The sequence below is a fragment of the Rhizobium sp. CF080 genome (assembly GCF_000282095.2).
In the GTDB taxonomy this organism is placed as follows: domain Bacteria; phylum Pseudomonadota; class Alphaproteobacteria; order Rhizobiales; family Rhizobiaceae; genus Neorhizobium.
Genome location: NZ_AKKC02000016.1, coordinates 462,944 through 479,271 on the forward strand (window position 1 = coordinate 462,944; position 16,328 = coordinate 479,271).

General features: G+C 64.0%; 20 protein-coding genes. 2 read left to right on the forward strand and 18 right to left on the reverse strand.

Going from position 1 to position 16,328, the window contains the following annotated elements; all coding sequences use genetic code 11:
• Positions 1-5: 5 nt before the first annotated feature.
• The 6 genes from PMI07_RS32570 to PMI07_RS32595 form a co-directional block, all read right to left on the reverse strand.
• Entirely contained in the window at positions 6-335 is a 330-nt protein-coding gene (locus PMI07_RS32570; protein WP_007774364.1) for a DUF6107 family protein, read from the reverse strand.
• A 221-nt stretch (positions 336-556) separates the two neighbouring features.
• The gene (locus tag PMI07_RS32575) at positions 557-862 is read right to left on the reverse strand and encodes a type II toxin-antitoxin system RelE/ParE family toxin (protein WP_007774357.1); all 306 of its coding nucleotides are present in this window, start codon (positions 860-862) and stop codon (positions 557-559) included.
• Positions 862-1,122, reverse strand: a complete 261-nt coding sequence (locus tag PMI07_RS32580) for a ribbon-helix-helix protein, CopG family (RefSeq protein ID WP_007774355.1) — start codon at positions 1,120-1,122, stop codon at positions 862-864. Before PMI07_RS32580 ends, PMI07_RS32575 begins: the two co-directional genes overlap by 1 nt.
• A gap of 54 nt (positions 1,123-1,176) precedes the next feature.
• Positions 1,177-2,364, reverse strand: coding sequence for a phage portal protein (locus tag PMI07_RS32585; protein WP_024164378.1), 1,188 nt, complete (start codon positions 2,362-2,364; stop codon positions 1,177-1,179).
• Positions 2,365-2,402: 38 nt separating this feature from the next.
• The gene (locus tag PMI07_RS32590; protein ID WP_007775377.1) at positions 2,403-2,717 is read right to left on the reverse strand and encodes a Dabb family protein; all 315 of its coding nucleotides are present in this window, start codon (positions 2,715-2,717) and stop codon (positions 2,403-2,405) included.
• A 49-nt stretch (positions 2,718-2,766) separates the two neighbouring features.
• Positions 2,767-3,411, reverse strand: coding sequence for a hypothetical protein (locus PMI07_RS32595; protein WP_007775383.1), 645 nt, complete (start codon positions 3,409-3,411; stop codon positions 2,767-2,769).
• A gap of 158 nt (positions 3,412-3,569) precedes the next feature.
• Between PMI07_RS32595 and PMI07_RS36015 the strand changes: the two genes are divergently transcribed.
• Positions 3,570-3,695, forward strand: a complete 126-nt coding sequence (locus tag PMI07_RS36015; RefSeq protein WP_007775397.1) for a hypothetical protein — start codon at positions 3,570-3,572, stop codon at positions 3,693-3,695.
• Positions 3,696-3,724: 29 nt separating this feature from the next.
• Here the strand turns inward: PMI07_RS36015 and PMI07_RS32600 are convergent, their stop codons facing one another.
• The 4 genes from PMI07_RS32600 to PMI07_RS32615 all read right to left on the reverse strand — a co-directional run bounded on the left by PMI07_RS32600 (position 3,725) and on the right by PMI07_RS32615 (position 9,139).
• A complete protein-coding gene (locus tag PMI07_RS32600; RefSeq protein WP_051484312.1) occupies positions 3,725-4,945 on the reverse strand; it encodes a terminase family protein in 1,221 nt (406 codons plus the stop codon).
• Between the two features lie 301 nt (positions 4,946-5,246).
• Complete coding sequence (locus PMI07_RS32605; protein ID WP_007771808.1) at positions 5,247-5,906, reverse strand: hypothetical protein; 660 nt, start codon at positions 5,904-5,906, stop codon at positions 5,247-5,249.
• Positions 5,907-6,179: 273 nt separating this feature from the next.
• A complete protein-coding gene (locus tag PMI07_RS32610) occupies positions 6,180-7,679 on the reverse strand; it encodes a protein adenylyltransferase SelO (protein WP_051484313.1) in 1,500 nt (499 codons plus the stop codon).
• A 71-nt stretch (positions 7,680-7,750) separates the two neighbouring features.
• Positions 7,751-9,139, reverse strand: coding sequence for an MFS transporter (locus PMI07_RS32615; RefSeq protein WP_155956715.1), 1,389 nt, complete (start codon positions 9,137-9,139; stop codon positions 7,751-7,753).
• A gap of 207 nt (positions 9,140-9,346) precedes the next feature.
• Between PMI07_RS32615 and PMI07_RS32620 the strand changes: the two genes are divergently transcribed.
• On the forward strand, positions 9,347-9,976 hold the full coding sequence (locus PMI07_RS32620) for an outer membrane protein (protein WP_007771811.1): 630 nt from the start codon (positions 9,347-9,349) through the stop codon (positions 9,974-9,976).
• A gap of 91 nt (positions 9,977-10,067) precedes the next feature.
• On the opposite strand, the gene PMI07_RS32625 is transcribed toward PMI07_RS32620, so the two are convergent.
• The 8 genes from PMI07_RS32625 to PMI07_RS32660 all read right to left on the reverse strand — a co-directional run bounded on the left by PMI07_RS32625 (position 10,068) and on the right by PMI07_RS32660 (position 16,268).
• Positions 10,068-10,298, reverse strand: coding sequence for a hypothetical protein (locus PMI07_RS32625; RefSeq protein ID WP_007771822.1), 231 nt, complete (start codon positions 10,296-10,298; stop codon positions 10,068-10,070).
• A 458-nt stretch (positions 10,299-10,756) separates the two neighbouring features.
• Positions 10,757-10,954 (reverse strand): heavy-metal-associated domain-containing protein, encoded by a 198-nt coding sequence (locus PMI07_RS32630; RefSeq protein ID WP_007771842.1) that lies wholly within the window; start codon positions 10,952-10,954, stop codon positions 10,757-10,759.
• A gap of 109 nt (positions 10,955-11,063) precedes the next feature.
• A complete protein-coding gene (cueR, locus tag PMI07_RS32635; protein ID WP_007771844.1) occupies positions 11,064-11,495 on the reverse strand; it encodes a Cu(I)-responsive transcriptional regulator in 432 nt (143 codons plus the stop codon).
• On the reverse strand, positions 11,492-13,912 hold the full coding sequence (locus tag PMI07_RS32640) for a heavy metal translocating P-type ATPase (RefSeq protein WP_024164380.1): 2,421 nt from the start codon (positions 13,910-13,912) through the stop codon (positions 11,492-11,494). Before PMI07_RS32640 ends, cueR begins: the two co-directional genes overlap by 4 nt.
• Positions 13,913-13,985: 73 nt before the next feature.
• Positions 13,986-14,255, reverse strand: a complete 270-nt coding sequence (locus PMI07_RS32645; RefSeq protein ID WP_007760740.1) for a type II toxin-antitoxin system RelE/ParE family toxin — start codon at positions 14,253-14,255, stop codon at positions 13,986-13,988.
• A complete protein-coding gene (locus PMI07_RS32650) occupies positions 14,239-14,463 on the reverse strand; it encodes a DUF6290 family protein (RefSeq protein WP_007760739.1) in 225 nt (74 codons plus the stop codon). The genes PMI07_RS32645 and PMI07_RS32650 overlap by 17 nt, the downstream gene beginning before the upstream one ends.
• 34 nt (positions 14,464-14,497) lie before the next feature.
• Positions 14,498-15,592 carry a helix-turn-helix transcriptional regulator gene (locus PMI07_RS32655; protein ID WP_037088791.1) on the reverse strand — a complete coding sequence of 365 codons (1,095 nt, stop codon included), beginning with the start codon at positions 15,590-15,592 and terminating at the stop codon, positions 14,498-14,500.
• A 214-nt stretch (positions 15,593-15,806) separates the two neighbouring features.
• On the reverse strand, positions 15,807-16,268 hold the full coding sequence (locus PMI07_RS32660) for a YcgN family cysteine cluster protein (RefSeq protein ID WP_007760737.1): 462 nt from the start codon (positions 16,266-16,268) through the stop codon (positions 15,807-15,809).
• Positions 16,269-16,328 lie beyond the last annotated feature (60 nt).

Below are 16,328 nucleotides of genomic sequence, written 5' to 3' on the forward strand. Positions count from 1 at the left end.
CGAGCTTAGCCGCTCCGCCCGCCATATCGCGCAGCAATCCGCGCCAGCACGCCCAGCACCCACCAGGCACAAAGGCTGGCCGCCGCCGATCCCGTCAGCATCACCTCTGGGCCGGAAAGCTCAGCCCCGATCCCCAGCCGCTCGACCAGCCACAGCCCGGTCGGCCCGCCGAAGATCGTCCCGCAGCTCAAGCCCGTCAGAAACCGGCTCGCCGCCTCGCGACGGCTCTTCGGCAGGAGATAGATCAGCGACACACCGGCCCCCGCCGTGGCACCGGCGATCCTCGCCGCCCACAAGCCGGGCAGTGCGCCCGGATCATTTCCGAGGTCAGCCATTTTTAATCTCTCTTGATTATGATGTACGCATATGGATCGAGCGGCGCTGTTGCCATTCAACCAGCCGTTCCGCGCCTGACGCAGGGTCAGGCGGATCCAGTTTCCATGAGTCTTTGGAATCAGTTGGGGCTACCTGCTGCGAAGTTGAGTTCGGCACTTCGCAGGTTGGGTGAGTTCATTCGGAGACCGGCCAGACCACAGAAAGTGTGCCTTCAACAATTTCACTCGAAATCGTCGTCTTCGTCCTTTTCGAGATCGGCTGGCCCCTGCCGCGCATGCATGATGGAAACAACCAGTATCCGATCCGCTTGGATGACATAGTCCAAATGATAAGGCGCCGATACGAAACGGCGAATTCCCTCGACCGGCGCCACAGCGGTCCCCACACGAGGATGATCCGCAATCAACCGTATCGCCCTCTTGACCTGTTCCGAAAAGGCAATGGATGCCCGTCGGCTGAATTGGGCAAGATACGCCCTTTCCCGTTGGACATAGCGTATCGCTTCCTCCGACAGGAACACCTTCATCAGGCGGCGTCCTCGCGGTTGAGACGGTCAAGCTCGGTGAAAAACTCCTCCGCATCCTCGAACCGCCCCGCCTCGATATCTTCCCCGCCACGCCGAATGCTGAGGATTTCACTTCCCTCCGCCATCAGGTAATATTTCAGCGCCCGCACGATCACCCAGGATCGGCTGCGATCCGCCGTCTCGGCGATCTTCTCGATGTCCTCCAGAATGTCGACCGGCAGACGCAGGGTGATCGGATCGGAGAGAGTGGGCTTGGCCATGACAGCCTCCATTTTGTAATACATAGTATTACAAATACACCACACCGTGCCCGATTAATACCCCACCGCCTCGCGCTTCTCCTCGTCGCTCAGAAACGCCGCCGCCCCGACCCTTGCCCACAGCGCCTCGCGCTCGGCGGAAAGGCCGGCGATCCGGTCGAGATCCGGGTCCAGCCGCAGCCGCTCGCCGTAGGCTTGCGACAGCCAGGCGGAGAAGCTCGCGGCGGTGCGGGATATCAGCGGCAGCACGGTGAGGCGGTAGAAGGCGCGGTTGGCCTCCTGGTAGTTGGCATAGGTATTGTCGCCGGGAATGCCGATCAGCATCGGCGGCACGCCGAAGGCGAGCGCAATGTCGCGGGCCGCGCCGTTCTTCGCCTCGATGAAATCCATGTCCTTCGGCGACAGGCCCATCGATTTCCAGTCGAGCCCGCCTTCGAGCAGCAGCGGCCGCCCGGCATTGACGGCGCCGGAATAACCCGCCTCCAGTTCGTCCTTCAGCCGCTCGTACTGGTCGGCGGACAAGTTGCCGCCATCCTTCGGCTGGTAGACCAGCGCCCCGGAAGGTCTTGCGGAATTGTCGAGCAGCGCCTTGTTCCAGCTCGCCGCCGCATTGTGCAGGTCGAGCGCGGCACCGGCCGCGCCGAGCGGCGGAAAACCGCAATGGTCGTCGAGCGGATGAAACAGCTTCAGATGCAGCAGCGAGACGCCGTCGGTCTCGGCCGGCAGCCGCCGCGTGGTGCCGCCGGCGCGATAATCGTAACCCGCCACCCAGCCGTCGCGGCCCTCGACCACGCTCACCCGGTCGGGCCTGAGCAGATGCAGTTCGCGCAAATCCCCGCCGATCGACAACGGCTCGACATAGGCATTGCCGGACAGCGCCAGGTGCCCGTAGAGCGCCTCGAAGAAATCCGGCCCGCCCTGCCGGGCGTTCGGTTGGGCTAGCAGCGCAAGCGCCGGATGTTCGGCAAGCTCCGTCGCACCGTCATAGGCAAGCCATGGCACGGCCGCGGCGGCTTCCGCGATCATCCGCATCGCCCGATAGGCGACCGGGTTCCTCATGAAGCCGGCCCGCGCCAGCGCCGCATAGGACCGCCCCGACCAATGCGCCGCCCCCTCGCCGGAGACGATCGCAAAACCGGAAGCCGTCTTGGTCTCCGTCTTCTGGGCATCGGTCTTCTGGATGTCAGGCACGGCCCGTCGCCCACCCGTGGAAAACCACGGGCGCCGGAATGGAGATTTCATGGTGGATTGTCCTTTCGCTCGCGGGCGCAGAGCCCGCCTTACGGAAGCGGCAAGGGCGCCTTCACCGCGCTTTCACTGTCGAAGTCCGCCGCCAAACGCATCTCGCGGATCGGCCGGACGATATCGATCGATGCCTGATAGACCGGATGCGCCTTGTAGGCGGCCAGCGCCGCCTCATCCTCGAATTCGCCGTAGACGACCAGATCGACCTCGTTGCCGAGCTGGTCGCTCTTCACATTGGTGCCGATCTCCAGGATCGATGCATGCGGATTGCCGGTCAGCAGGGAGAGGCCCGCCCGGACCCGCTCGATTTCGCCTGTTTGCGCCGTGAAAAACACGATGTGACGTATCATGGAACCTCCAGCAATGCGGAGGCCTCGCTATCATGGCGCGCCACGGGCTTCAATGCGGCTTGGTGTCCAGTGCCTCGGCAAACACCCGCGCATGCCGCGCCACCAGTTCTGCCCGGTCATTGCCGTTGATGATCTTTCGCGCGCCCACCCAGTCGGCTCGACCCGGCCCGAAATAGTCGTCGAGCTTCCGGCCGGTGAAACTGCCGCGCCGCATGCCTTCGATCAGGATCGCGACCGACACCGGCATCTCCATCGCCCGCCCCGGATCGGCCAACAGGTCGATCCCGGTCACGCCGGACATCGCCTCGTAGTTCCGCCGGTGGGTGAGCTGCACCAGGCCGCGACCGAGCCAGCTCCTGCCATCCGCGTCCGGCCGCCAGTAAGGCGTCCTGACCGATCCCAGCCTTCCTGCCGCAAAGGCCTCCTCCAGCCGCGCGATCGCCACCCTGTCGCTCGCCGCCAGGGTCTCGCGGACGGGCTGCATGGTGGCGGCGGTCTCGTGAAAGGCGGTCGCCAGCACATAGGCCAGCGGCTGCGCCGAGCATGGGGCCAGCGGCTGCATGCCGCCCTGCCCCACCCTTGCCAACCAACCGTCGAGAATCGCCGTCAATCCCGCCACCTGGCCGGCGCCCAGCCGACCCTGGAAAAGTTTCATCCGCACGAAATCGAAGAAAGCACGTCGGCTGAGCTGCATGAAAACCTGTCCTTCACTTCTGTCACCAAGTTTCAATCGGTTTAGAAAAACTAAATCGTTTTAAGCGTTTAGCGGGCAGTTTACATTTCCGTAACGGTATGGAACCAACGGGTCCACGCGCCGTTCATGTCGGCCTTCTCATAGAAACGGAGATCATGATGATGCAGCAGCCCGTGCCGGCAGCCCCTTCCAAGCCGATCCCCCAGCATGTCCTCGAGCGGATGGAATCCGAGTGGAAGCAGATCCGCGAAAGCGCCCAGCCGAAGCCGGCCACCCCGCGCTGATCAGCATCAACGAAAGCGACGAGCCGCGCTCAAACACCCCGCACGCGCGGCTCTCCATGACCTTCCAGCATCAGCGCCGTCAGCGCCCAGACCAGCGCGTCGAGCCTGTCCGGCGAGCGGCCTGAAGACAGGCCGTCCGGGCCGAAATCGCACATCTGGTCCTCCAGTTCCGCGAACCGCCCGGCATGCGCCACCCGTCCCTGTTCGTAGAGGGCGGCCACCGGTTCGGCCCGCAGGAATTTCCCCCGCGTCGCCCGCACCATCGTCACCGGCAGTCCCGCATCGACGCTTTTCAGCATCGCCGTCACCATCTCGCCACCCTGGTTGACTTCCGCCACGACCCGATCCGCCTGGAAGCGCGCATAAGCCCGCGCCACCGCATTCGCCCAGCCGGCAGGGCTCTTGCCCTCCACCGAGCAATCGGCCAGCACCACTGCCCGGCCGCTCGCCTCCAGCCCGGCGACGACAATGCCGCAGCAGGAAGTCTCGCCCGAACCGGAAGGCGGGTCGACCGCCACGACGATGCGCCTCAACGCCCCCGCAAACCGGATCGTGAAGGCCTCCAGGTCGCTGCGTTTCCACAGCGCATCCTCGCGGTCCTCGATCAGCTCTCCGGCCAGTTCCTGCCGCCCGAGCCTGGTCCCGCCGTAACGGGCCTCCAGCGCCGAGATGAAACCCGGCGCGAGATTGCCGGCATTGGCCTGGGTCGAAATCCTCACAAGCTGCGTGCCGGGATCGGCGATCAGCCGTTTCAGGATCGGCACCGGCCGCGGCGTCGTCGTCACCAGCTGGCGCGGATCGGCGCCGAGCCGCAGCCCGAACTGCAGCATGTCGAAGGTTTCCTCCGCATGCCGCCATTTGGCGAGCTCGTCGCACCAGGCGAAATGAAACTGTGGGCCGCGCAGGCTTTCCGGGTCTTCCGAGGAAAAGATCTGCGCCACCGCCCCGTTCGGCCAGACCAGCCTTCGGCGCGAAATCTCGAAGTCCGGCCGGTTGCGTCGCGCAATCCGGCAGATCCCCGAAACCCCGTCGATCATCACCTCGCGGGCATCGCCCAGCGTTTCCGCCACCAGTGCGATCCTGAGCCCCGATCGTGCGTCGGCCGAGGCCAGCCCATGGATCCATTCGGCGCCTGCCCGCGTCTTGCCCGACCCGCGCCCACCCATGATCAACCAGGTGCGCCAGTCGCCTTCGGGCGGTTTCTGTTCGCGGCGGCCCTTAATATCCCAATCCCGTTCATGGCTGGGCATGAAGCCAATCAGGGACGTATCGGGCTGCTCATTCCCCTCGGAAAAGTGCTCGCCTGCAGGAGAACGCCGGTGCGGCATCTCGATCTCCCCCCTTGAGGGGGAGATGCCCGGCAGGGCAGAGGGGGGTGCCGCGGCATGCTCTTCGACAATTGAGTTCGCGGCGCCACCCCCCTCTGTCACCTCCGGTGACATCTCCCCCGCAAGGGGGAAGATGGCGTTTGTGGCACCGCTTGCGATCACCTCTGACAGGTCCCTGCCCTTTCCGAGGGCTGCGCCGCTTTCTGCGCGAGCAATCTCCACCTCACGGGCAATCTCGATCTGCCGCATGCCCTGGCCGAAATGCTTCGATGACGTCACCGTCTTGCCCGCGATCTTTTCCTGCGCCAGCCGCAACGTCCGCAGACTGGGCTCCCTGACTTTCAAGCCGCGCAGCAACCCAATCCGGAGGCCCATCCCGCTTCCACGCTTCGTAAAGTCGATGGGCTTCTTCATTGGCGCGATCCTCGATCATTTTCAGGAAGCGGGCCTTGGCCTCCTCGTACCCGCCCTCGTCCGCCGCACGATCCGCCGCCGCCTCGCGGTCGCGGGCAAGCTGGCGCTGCAGGCTATCGACCTTTTCGAGCGTGCGGACGATCAGCGACATGGCGTCGGTGGCGGCCTTCACGTCGGCGCGCGCCAGTTTCTGGGCGGCATCGTCGCCACCCTCCAGCGCAGCCTCCGCCGAGGTCCGCATCCTCCGGAAGGTCGAAAACTGGTCGCGCATCTCGACCGTCATCTCGTTCAAGAGCTGCCGCAGCTCTTCGCCGGGCGAGATCGCACCGTCGGCCGACTTGGTTTCCAGCAGCACGCCGCGCACCGTGTCCGCCAGCGCCGTATCCTCCATCACCAGCCCGTCGCCATAGACGGGCGTCTCCGTCCAGAGCCCGAAAAGCGCCGGATCGAACCTCTCGAATTCATCCATCTCGGATATCCCTGGGCCCGGAGTTAGGGCCAAAATTTCGACGCAGAAAATCGCGCCGCGCCGTTTCCGGTCACTGCCAATCCCCGCTGCCGATTTTCGAGATAAAAAGAAGGCCCGGCTTTTGAGACCGGGCCAGTTTGACTGGAAGTCTTGCCACCGGCTGCCCTGAGGCTACCCACCGGCGCAATTCTTCGACTGTGCCTAAACCCTATCAAACAACCGTCACGCCGTCAAGGACTATTTTCCTAATTAGCAAAAATTAATTTACGGCGGTCACGTCCCGCAGAAAGTCTGCGTCACCCGTTCCTCGGGCTTCGGCGGCTGCGTGTAGTCGGCAAATTCCGGCCGGTCCTCATAGAGCTTTTCCAGCGCATCCAGCAGCCGTTCGAAGAAGCTGAAGTCGCCGTAATTGGCGGCCGCCAGGGCTTCCGCGACCTTGTGATTGCGCGGGATGACCGCCGGGTTGACCGCCCGCATCGCCTGCGCCCGCTCGGCCGGGCCCTGTGGTTCCGCATCGAGCCGCGTTCCCCAGAGTTCCAGCCATTCCTGCGCCTTGGCGAGGTCGGAGAAGGAGGAGAGGAACAGCTCGTCTCCCTCCGTCCCCGCTGCGGCGCGGCAGAGCCTGCGGAATGTCAGCGTGAAATCCGCCTGGCCCTCGTGCATGATGCCAAGCAGCGCCTGGATCAGCTCGCCATCGCCATCGGCCTCGGAAAACAGCCCGAGCTTGGCCCGGAAAACGCCGACCCACTCTTTCTGGAACCGCTCGCCGAAAGCCTTCAGCACGGCGTTGGCCGCCTCGACGGCCTTATCCTCGTCCTCGTCCAGCAGCGGCAGCAGGCATTCCGCCAGCCGCGCGATGTTCCACTGGCCGATGCCCGGCTGGTTGCGATAGGCGTAGCGGCCGCCCTGGTCGATCGAGGAAAACACCTTCATCGGGTCGTATTCGTCGAGGAAGGCGCAAGGCCCGAAATCGATCGTCTCGCCCGAAATCGTCATGTTGTCGGTATTCATCACCCCGTGGATGAAACCCACGCCCAGCCACCTGGCGATCAGAGCTGCCTGCCGCGCCGCCACGCCCTGCAGCAGCGCCAAATATGGGTTTTCTGCCGTTTTCAGCTCCGGGTAATGCCGCTCGATCACATAGTCGGCAAGCAGCTTCACCCCATCGTTGTCGCCGCGGGCAGCAAAAAACTGGAACGTGCCGATCCGCACATGGCTTGCCGCGACCCGCACGAAAACCGCGCCCTGTTCGATCGTCTCGCGATAGACCCGTTCGCCGGTCGCAACCGCCGCCAGGGCGCGCGTCGCCGGCACGCCGAGCGCGTTCATCGCCTCGGAGACGATGTATTCGCGCAGCACCGGCCCGAGTGCCGCCCGCCCGTCGCCTCTGCGGGAAAACGGCGTCGGTCCGGCGCCCTTCAGCTGGATGTCGCGGCGGATGCCGTTGCGGTCCACGACCTCGCCCAGCAATATCGCCCGCCCGTCACCGAGCTGCGGCACGAAATTGCCGAACTGGTGGCCGGCATAGGCCATGGCGATCGGCATGGCGCCGGGCGGCACGACATTGCCGGCGAGGATCGCCGCCAGCCGGCCGGGATCGGAGAAATCGGCCTCGACGCCCAGTTCAGCCGCCAGCGCCTCGTTGAATTTCAGGAGCTTCGGCCCCTCCACCGGCTCGGGATAGACGGAGACGAAAAACCTGTCCGGCAGGCGGGCATAGGAATTGTCGAACTGGAACACGGAAAGAACTCCTTCGGCCGCCCGGCCGAGGATGCGGCGGCCCTTCTCCCAAATATGGGCAATCCCTCCTGCCGAACAAGCGAAATGCGCTTTTGTTGCGCCGCTCAAGGCTTCGCAAGCCGCACCCCGAAACCGAGGACGAAGGTGAGCAGCGCGCCGGCTGCAGCCGTCCCGTAGAGCCACAGCGCCGGCCCGCCGGCCTCCCCCTTCTCCAGCGCAGCAACCAGTCCGGTCGCCGCCGCAATCATGCCGGCGATGCCGGCGCCGATCGCATATCCCGCGGTCGAAATCGTCGGCAGCAAGGCACTTGCGAGATCGCGCTCCTGCCTTGCTGCCGCTTCCATCGCCGCCTGGTTGACGCTTGCCCAGGCGACGCCGAAGCCCGTTCCGATCGCCACCTGGCCTGCCAAAAGCAGCGCCAGCGAGCCGCTTGCAAAAGCTGCCCCGAGGCAGAGGAAACCGACCAGTTGAAACAATGCGCCTGCGCGCATCCACCGATGCCGCAGAGCCAGGGCCGTGATCCGGCTCGCGACCACGGCCACCGCGCTCCAGGAGAGCGCCATGGTCACCACCAGATAACCGACCATCGCCGGCCGGAAATCGAACACGGAACCGATCATCAGCGCCAGGTAGACGCTGCCGACAGAGTGGCTCGCCGACATCAGGAACAGCACCCAGAACCCGTGCCCCACAACCGAACCCAGCCGGAAGGCGCCTTCCGGAAACAGTTTCGGCCCGATCCGCCCGTCGAGCTTCAGCGCCGACAGGAACAGCCCTATCCCCGCCACGACCGCCACCGCCTGCATCGCGCCGCCGCTCACCACCGACGACAGCGACAGGACGAAGGCAGCAGCCAGGCAGAGCGAAATGGTGGCAACGGACAACGGCACCGCCGCCGCCTCGGTCACCCTAATCCTCGCGGTCAGCGCAAAACCGGCCAGCAGAGCCACGAAGGGCGAAACGGCCAGGAACGACGCCCGCCAGGAATAGGCCTCGGTCAACAGCCCGCCCGCCAGCGGCCCTGCAATCGCCGCCACCGCCCAGACGATCGCCTCCACCGCAAACACTTTTGCGATCAGCGCGGAGGGGAAATTGGCAGGGATGAGGCTGTAGCAGATCGCCACGATCAGCCCGTCGGCAATGCCCTGCAGCAGGCGCCCGGCCATGATCCAGGAAAAGGCCGGCGCCGACAGCGCCAGCAGCCCGCCAACCGCAAAGATCAGTGCCGAAAGGACGAGGATGAAGCGCGCCCCGAACCGGTCGCGCATGGCCGCAGCTCCGGTGCCGCCAGCAATCGAGCCCAAGAAATACAGCGTATAGGCCCAGCTGAAATAGGCCGTGCCGCCGATCTCCTTCGCCGCCGGCGGCAGCGCTGCGACGATGGCGAACTGGTTGAAGGCATGCAGCCCGATCCCGGCAGAGATCAGCCCCAGCATCGCCCCTTCGCGGCCTTTGAGCAGCCTCGACCAACCCGCATTCACATCCTGCAACACGCCCTGCCCCTTATCCGGTTTTTCAGTCCTCGGCACGCTACAACCTCAACCGCGATTGAGGTCAAGGGTCGCGATAGAAAATAAAATATTGTAATTTCAATGCCCTATGGCGCTGCTGCAGATTTTTTCCGACGTTGTATTTTAGCTACAGCTTTCCAAGCAAATCGCCCTATTTGCGTTTTTACCAAACAATCGGAGGGAATATCCATGAAGGCTCTTTTCATTTTTGCAGCGTCGGCCGCCATGACCGCCTCTTCCGTTGCCTATGCAGCCGATGCTGTCGAGCAGATTCCGCAAGCCCCGCAGGCCGTCGAAATGCCGGTCGTGTTCTCCTGGAACGGCCCCTATGTCGGTCTTCATTCCGGTTATGCCTGGGGTGAGGGCGATGCCGCCGGCGGCGGTTCGGACGATTTCGACGGCTGGAGGCTTGGCGGTTTCGTCGGCTACAACTGGCAGTTCTCCAGCGGTTTCGTTGCCGGTATCGAAGGTGACGTGAACTATGACTGGAACAAGAACAGCTATGCAGGCGGCGTCGACATCGATACCGGCTTCTCCGGTTCGGTTCGCGGCCGGGTCGGTTATGCCATGGACCGCGCCCTGATCTTCGGCGCAGCCGGCTGGACGGCCACCACCGCCCATATCGATGGCGGAGGTTTTGACGACGACGACATGCTCAACGGCTGGACAGTCGGCGCCGGCGTCGACTACGCCTTCACGGACAATATCTTCGGTCGCCTCGAATACCGCTACAACGATTTCGGCAACGGCAGCCTCGCAGGCGCCGATTTCGACTTCAGCCAGCACGTCATCAATGTCGGCATCGGCGTGAAGTTCTAAGCCGCCGGGCAGGCGCAAGGCACCTGATCGCGAAAATGAAAAAGCCGCCTGGAGGAAACCTCCGGCGGCTCTCTGTCAGGCAGATATCCCATCAGGAAGCGCGCTGACGCCGCCCCCTCGAACGCAGGTCGATGGTGTTGGTCGCAACTTCGAGCGCTGCCAGGCCTGCCGGGGTGATGGCGCGCGGATGGTTGCTGGTGCATAGCCCCCTGCGGCTCAATTCTTCCAGGCAGATCCACTCACGGACCGTGCCCGCCTGCCGCCTCTGGCCGGCCAGGGCCTGCAGGGCTTCGATTTCCGGCTCGATCAGATCGCTGTCCATGCCGGTCTTCTATTCGTCGAACTTATACGCGCGCAGAGTCTTGAGATTGGCCGAGAAATTCCCGATCAGACGGAGCCCGTTTGAGATGAAGAAAGTTATAACAAATGCCGCAATCACCGTTGCAGCATTCCAAAGCAAAACCATGGCCCCCGCCCCCCGCTGAACTAGCGCCAAGTATTACGGCAAACCGCGGGCCTCGTAAATTTGGGACTTATACGTAGCCGGCCATGCAGGCGCCGGAATGGTTACTTCCCCAGCGCCCACCAACTGCCGATCAAGCTTGCGGATGCCGATTTCAACCGGCACGTGTCAGATTGGAGTGAGCGTTGATGCTACACCTTGCGAAAAGGCGGAGCAAAATCTCGGGAGCGGGCTGCGTCCTCAGGGCGGCGCGCGAAATCAGCGGGGCGCTGCCGCCGGTGCCCTTGGCAAAGGTGACGCCTCAATCTGCCCTGTCCTCAGGCCGCCCTTTCCGGCGAATACCCAGCCTCGCGGATCGCGTCCTCGGCCTTCACCGCGTCACCTTCGACGGTCACCCTCTGGGCTGCCAGGTCGATCGCCACCGCAGCGCCCGGCAGGGCGTCCGCGAGCGCGCCGCGCACGGTCTTTTCGCAATGGCCGCAGGTCATGTCCGGCACGGTGAAAATCGCAGTCATCCGAATCTCCATGTTCGATATGTGTGTTGTGCACCCTCCCATGGAGGGAAGGTCAAGGGTACTGCGGGCATGTCACGCGGAGTGGAGGGGCATTCCCACCGCGAAACTTTCAGGCATGAATCTTCTTGCCCACAGCCCGATCCCCCATCTCGCCATCCCCCGCCAGATCATCGAGGATCGGGCAGTTGGGGCGGTTGTCGCCGCCGCAGCAATGGGCCAGGTGCTTCAGCGTTTTGACCATGCCCTGCATCTCGGCGATGCGCCGTTCGAGGTCGCCGATATGGGCGGTCGCGATTTCCTTGACGGCCGAGCTTTCGCGGCTCTTGTCCTGCCAGAGCTTCAGCAGCGTCTCGGTTTCCTCCAGCGAAAAGCCGAGATTGCGGGCGCGTTTGATGAAGCGGAGGATATGCACCTCCTCCTCGCCATAGACCCGGTAATTGTTGCCGGAACGGCCCATCGGGCGGATGAGGCCGATCTCCTCGTAATAGCGTATCATCTTGGCCGAAACGCCGGATGCGCTCGAAGCCTCGCCGATATTCATCGCGTCTCTCCCACTTTCACCGCCTTCAGCCGCAGCGCGTTGCCGAGCACGAAGACGCTCGACAGCGCCATGGCGCCGGCGGCGATCATCGGCGACAGCAGCCATCCGAAGGCTGGATAGAGCACGCCGGCCGCGACCGGCACCAGCGCCACGTTGTAACCGAAGGCCCAGAACAGGTTCTGCTTGATATTGGTCATCGTCGCGCGGCTCATGGCGATCGCCGAGACGGCGGCTGACAACTCGCCGCCGACCAGCACCACGTCGGCGCTTTCGATCGCCACATCCGTGCCGGTGCCGATGGCGATGCCGATATCGGCTTCGGCGAGCGCCGGCGCATCGTTGATGCCGTCGCCGACGAATGCCAGCTTGCGGCCACCGGCCCGCATCTCGTGGATCGCCTTGACCTTGCCTTCCGGCAGGACCTCGGCGACCACCCTCGCGATGCCGACCTGACGGCCGATGGCTTCGGCGGTGCGGCGGTTGTCACCGGTCACCATGGCCACCTCGACGCCCATGGCCTGCAGCGCCCTGATCGCCTCGCGGCTCGACGGCTTTAGCGGATCGGCGACGGCGATGACCGCTGCGAGCTTTCCATCCACGGCCGCATATAGCGGCGTCTTGCCTTCGTCGCCAAGCCGGGCGGCCGTCTCGGCAAACGTCCTGACCGAAAGCCCCAGCTTTTCCATGAAGCGGTCGGCGCCGACCGAAACTTTTCGCCCGCTGACCTCCGCCTCGATGCCGTAACCGGTCACCGATGCGAATTTTTCCGCCTTCGGCACGGCCAGGCTCTTGGCTTCTGCCGCCTTGACGATCGCCTCGGCGATCGGATGTTCGGACTGCGCCTCGACGCTCGAGACCAGCGCAAGCACCTCGTCTTCGGCAAAACCTTCCGCCGTTACGAGGTCCGTCAGCTCCGGCCGCCCCTTGGTGACGGTGCCGGTCTTGTCGACCACGACGAGCGCAACATTGCGCAATTCCTGCAGCGCCTCGCCCTTGCGGAACAAGACCCCTAGTTCGGCCGCGCGACCGCCGCCGACGACGATCGAGGTCGGCACGGCAAGCCCCATGGCGCAGGGGCAGGCGATGATCAGCACCGCGACCGCATTGGCCAGCGCATGGGCGAGCGCCGGTTCGGGGCCGACGAACAACCAGACGGCGAAGGTGAGAACGGCGAGCACGATCACCGCCGGCACGAACCAGGCCGTCACGCGGTCGACCAACCCCTGGATCGGCAGTTTCGATCCCTGCGCCTGTTCAACCATGCGGATGATCTGCGCCAGCATCGTATCGCGACCGACCTTGTCGGCCCGGAAGCGGAAGGCGCCGGTCTTGTTGATCGTGCCGCCGACCACCGTGGCGCCGGTCGCCTTTTCCACCGGCAGCGGCTCGCCCGAAATCATCGACTCGTCGACATTCGAAGAACCGTCGATCACGGTGCCATCGACCGGAATGCGTTCGCCCGGCCGGATCACCAGCACGTCGCCGGCGACCACCTGTTCGGACGGAATATCCAGCACCTTGCCGTCGCGCTCCACGCGGGCGGTCTTGGCCTGCAGCCGGCTCAGCTTCTCGATCGCCTCGCCGGTGCGGCCGGTGGCGCGCGCTTCGAGCAGCCGGCCGAACAGGATCAGGGTGACGATCACGGTGGCGGCTTCATAATAGACGAAGCGGGCGCTCTCCGGCAGCAGGTCCGGAGCAAACGTCGTTACCAGCGAATAGCCGTAGGCCGCCAAAACGCCGACCGCGACCAGCGAGTTCATCTCCGGCGCGCCGCGCAACAGCGCCGGCAGGCCGATCCTCAGGAAGCGGAAACCGGGACCGAAGACCACCACCGTCGCCAGCGCGAAATAGGCATAATAAAGGTTCTGCGTCTCGATCACGCCCATCAGCCAATGATGGAATGGATCGTAGACATGGCTTGCCATTTCGAGCACGAACAGCGGCAAAGTCAGCACGAAGGCGATCGCCAGGTCACGCTTCAGCGCACCCTCCTCGCCCTGGTGCATATGCATATGGTCATGCCCGCCGGCATGGCCCGACTGGTCATGACCCATGGCGGCGTGATCCATGTGCTCGTGGCTTTGCGGCCCGGAATGGCTGTGGTGATGCTCGTGTCCCGCATGCGAAGCGTCGGCGGTCGGCGGCAGCATCCCCGCCTCGCGCAGCGCATGGTCCATGGCGCCCGGCGGGATCTGGTAACCGACCTTGCGGATCGCCTTTTCGAGGTCCTCCGGCGAAAAACCCTCTGTCGATTCCACCGTCAGCTTCTTGGTCGCGAAGTTGACCGCGCTTTTCTCGACACCCGGCACTTTCGCTGCCGCGTTCTCGACCCGGCGCACGCAGGAGGCGCAGGTCATGCCTTCGACGGGAACGGTGAAGGGCTCGGCTTTGTGGATCGGTTTGACGGTCTGGTTCATGGGACGGACCTCGCTTTCCCGCCCTATGTGGAGCTTCCCATCATGGGAAGGTCAAGGGGTGATCGGCCGATTTTCAGCGATACACGTCACGCCGATTTCCGATGCGTACGATCAGGATGCGGACGACGTCGTCCTGGATGTCGGCGATAATCCGGAAGTCACCGACGCGATATTTCCAGAAGTCCCCGAACTCCGCACCTTTCAGCGCTTCGCCGATCGAACGAGGATCTTCGAGCTTCGCCACGCGTTCATGAAGAAACCGCAGGACGCGTCGGGCGCTTTCATGTCCCAGCTTGGCAAGTTCCCGCTGGGCATCCCGCTGCAACTCAATCGTCCAGGCCATATTCCTTCATGACCTCGGAGAGTGGCACTGTGTCACTTTCGCCCCGGCGAAGGCTCTCCAGTCTTTGTCGGGCGAGATAGATATCTTCGAGATCGTCGAGATGAGCCAGGATAGCTTCCCGCGCATAATAGCTCTTGCTGCGGCCAGTGAGCCGAGCAAGTTCATCGAGGCGGGCTTCTATGTCAGGTGGGAGCCGAAGCGCGAGCATGGCCGTTTTCCTTTGTGCTATACAGATATAGCACTCATGAAACGTCTCCGCCAACGCCAAAGCTCGGCGCATTCAGCCCGGACAGCAGCAGCACCAGTTCCGCCTGGCGGGTGGTGCCGGTCTTCAGCATGATCTTCTTCAGATGCGAGCGGACGGTTTCGAGCGAGACGCCGAGCGCGGCGGCGATCATTTCCGGCGTCTGGGCCATGGCGATGCCGCGTGCCACGCGGGCTTCGGCGGGGGTGAGGTCGAAGAGGCCGCAGAGCACCCGCATGTCCGGCGGGCCGACCAGTCCCACCTGGGTGACCGCCAGCACCGCCATCGAGCGGGAGAAGATGTCGCGCGCCGCGCGGCGGACCGGCAGGAGATGCAGGATCAGCGGCGGCGCCCCGTCGCGTCCCGCCATCGGCAGGGATTGAACGGTCGGCGAAGCCTGCGCCTTGTAGTGTTCGATCGCCTCGTCCAAGAGGGCATTGGCGCCCGCCCCTTCCAGCACCAGCCGGTCGCCGGCGCCGGTGCGGATGCGGGGGCTCAAACCCTCCATTTCCGGGTTCATGGCGACCGCCTGGCCGCCGTCGCCGATGACCGCCGCCGGCAGTCCGAGCAGCGACAGCGTCTCGGTCATCGAACGAGCTTCGCTGAAGGCGAGCCGCGACGACATATAGGCGGCCCGGGCAATATCCGGCTTCAACAGGTTGAGGCGCGCCAGCTGTTCGTCGGAAAAATGCGTCAGGCCCTTGGCGCGCATCATGCTGATGACGACGACATGGCCGGTGGGTTCCTGAAAGGCCCAGCCGGCTTCCCACTCCATCCCGTAGGGCAGCAGGAAATTCCGGCGGATCAGATCCTCCTCGAATTCCTCCCCGCTCATGATGTCGACTTCCCGCGCGAAGGAGAAGGGAAAGCGCTCCATGCCGCGCGCGGGGCGGATATTGTTGAACCGATGCTCGCTCTGCACGAACGCGGCAAAGGCGTCCGCGATGTTCGGCGTGGTGACGTAGCGATGATTGCCGCTGGCGTCGATGGTGAAGATGGAGGCGGTGCTGGAGCCGGCCTCCATCGCCAGCCTCTCGCAGGTCTCAGTCCAAAGTTCAGGAACCAGGGCGGCCTCGTAGAGGCGGTCTGCCAACGTACCTTCTGCATTCATCGGGATGCCATTGGAATGAATTCGGAATGAATCTTGACTGTCACGGTAGTCCTAGCGTTTCTGCAAGCCTGGTCCTACTGGTAGAATTACCTGAAACTCGGATCGTCCACTTTAAATTATGTTATTGGCAAGTAATAAACTTGTGTTTCGAGCGACTTCCCGCGCGATCCTCACGCCCGGGATCACCCTTCCGGGGCTAGTTTTCCTCGCCCACCGTGAGCGGCCAGTCGACCACGTAGTCCTCGAAGTCCTCCACGTCGACGTCGTTCTCGCTGACCGTGCGGCCGCGAGCGGAGATGCCGGCCTGGTGCACGGTGTCGGGATCGCCCGACACCAGCGGGTGCCACCAGTAGAGGTCCTCGCCGTCGCGGATGAGGCGATAACCGCAGGTTGGCGGCAGCCAGGCAATCTCGTTGACCGTCGTCGGGGTGAGCTGGATACAGTCCGGCACCTGGCCCTGGCGGTGCTGGTAATCCTTGCAGCGACAGGTCTCCCCGTCGAGCAGCCGGCAGGCGACGGAGGTGAAGACGACGTCTCCCGAATCCCAGTCCTCGAGCTTGTTGAGACAACAGAGCCCGCAACCGTCGCACAGGCTTTCCCATTCACTTTGGTTCAGCTGGTCGAGCCGTTTGGTCTTCCAGAAAGGTTCGTCGGTCATCGCGGATATCACATTTGCGGCAGAGGGGAACAAATCCCGATATCTGCATTTTACCTGTTG

Bases quoted from the DNA above. Each gene is read 5' to 3' on its own strand.
- PMI07_RS32570 (WP_007774364.1), bottom strand. From the start codon at position 335: ATGGCTGACCTCGGAAATGATCCGGGCGCACTGCCCGGCTTGTGGGCG.
- PMI07_RS32575 (WP_007774357.1), bottom strand. From the start codon at position 862: ATGAAGGTGTTCCTGTCGGAGGAAGCGATACGCTATGTCCAACGGGAA.
- PMI07_RS32580 (WP_007774355.1), bottom strand. From the start codon at position 1,122: ATGGCCAAGCCCACTCTCTCCGATCCGATCACCCTGCGTCTGCCGGTC.
- PMI07_RS32585 (WP_024164378.1), bottom strand. From the start codon at position 2,364: ATGAAATCTCCATTCCGGCGCCCGTGGTTTTCCACGGGTGGGCGACGG.
- PMI07_RS32590 (WP_007775377.1), bottom strand. From the start codon at position 2,717: ATGATACGTCACATCGTGTTTTTCACGGCGCAAACAGGCGAAATCGAG.
- PMI07_RS32595 (WP_007775383.1), bottom strand. From the start codon at position 3,411: ATGCAGCTCAGCCGACGTGCTTTCTTCGATTTCGTGCGGATGAAACTT.
- PMI07_RS36015 (WP_007775397.1), top strand. From the start codon at position 3,570: ATGATGCAGCAGCCCGTGCCGGCAGCCCCTTCCAAGCCGATCCCCCAG.
- PMI07_RS32600 (WP_051484312.1), bottom strand. From the start codon at position 4,945: ATGCCCAGCCATGAACGGGATTGGGATATTAAGGGCCGCCGCGAACAG.
- PMI07_RS32605 (WP_007771808.1), bottom strand. From the start codon at position 5,906: ATGGATGAATTCGAGAGGTTCGATCCGGCGCTTTTCGGGCTCTGGACG.
- PMI07_RS32620 (WP_007771811.1), top strand. From the start codon at position 9,347: ATGAAGGCTCTTTTCATTTTTGCAGCGTCGGCCGCCATGACCGCCTCT.
- PMI07_RS32625 (WP_007771822.1), bottom strand. From the start codon at position 10,298: ATGGACAGCGATCTGATCGAGCCGGAAATCGAAGCCCTGCAGGCCCTG.
- PMI07_RS32630 (WP_007771842.1), bottom strand. From the start codon at position 10,954: ATGACTGCGATTTTCACCGTGCCGGACATGACCTGCGGCCATTGCGAA.
- cueR (WP_007771844.1), bottom strand. From the start codon at position 11,495: ATGAATATCGGCGAGGCTTCGAGCGCATCCGGCGTTTCGGCCAAGATG.
- PMI07_RS32640 (WP_024164380.1), bottom strand. From the start codon at position 13,912: ATGAACCAGACCGTCAAACCGATCCACAAAGCCGAGCCCTTCACCGTT.
- PMI07_RS32645 (WP_007760740.1), bottom strand. From the start codon at position 14,255: ATGGCCTGGACGATTGAGTTGCAGCGGGATGCCCAGCGGGAACTTGCC.
- PMI07_RS32650 (WP_007760739.1), bottom strand. From the start codon at position 14,463: ATGCTCGCGCTTCGGCTCCCACCTGACATAGAAGCCCGCCTCGATGAA.
- PMI07_RS32660 (WP_007760737.1), bottom strand. From the start codon at position 16,268: ATGACCGACGAACCTTTCTGGAAGACCAAACGGCTCGACCAGCTGAAC.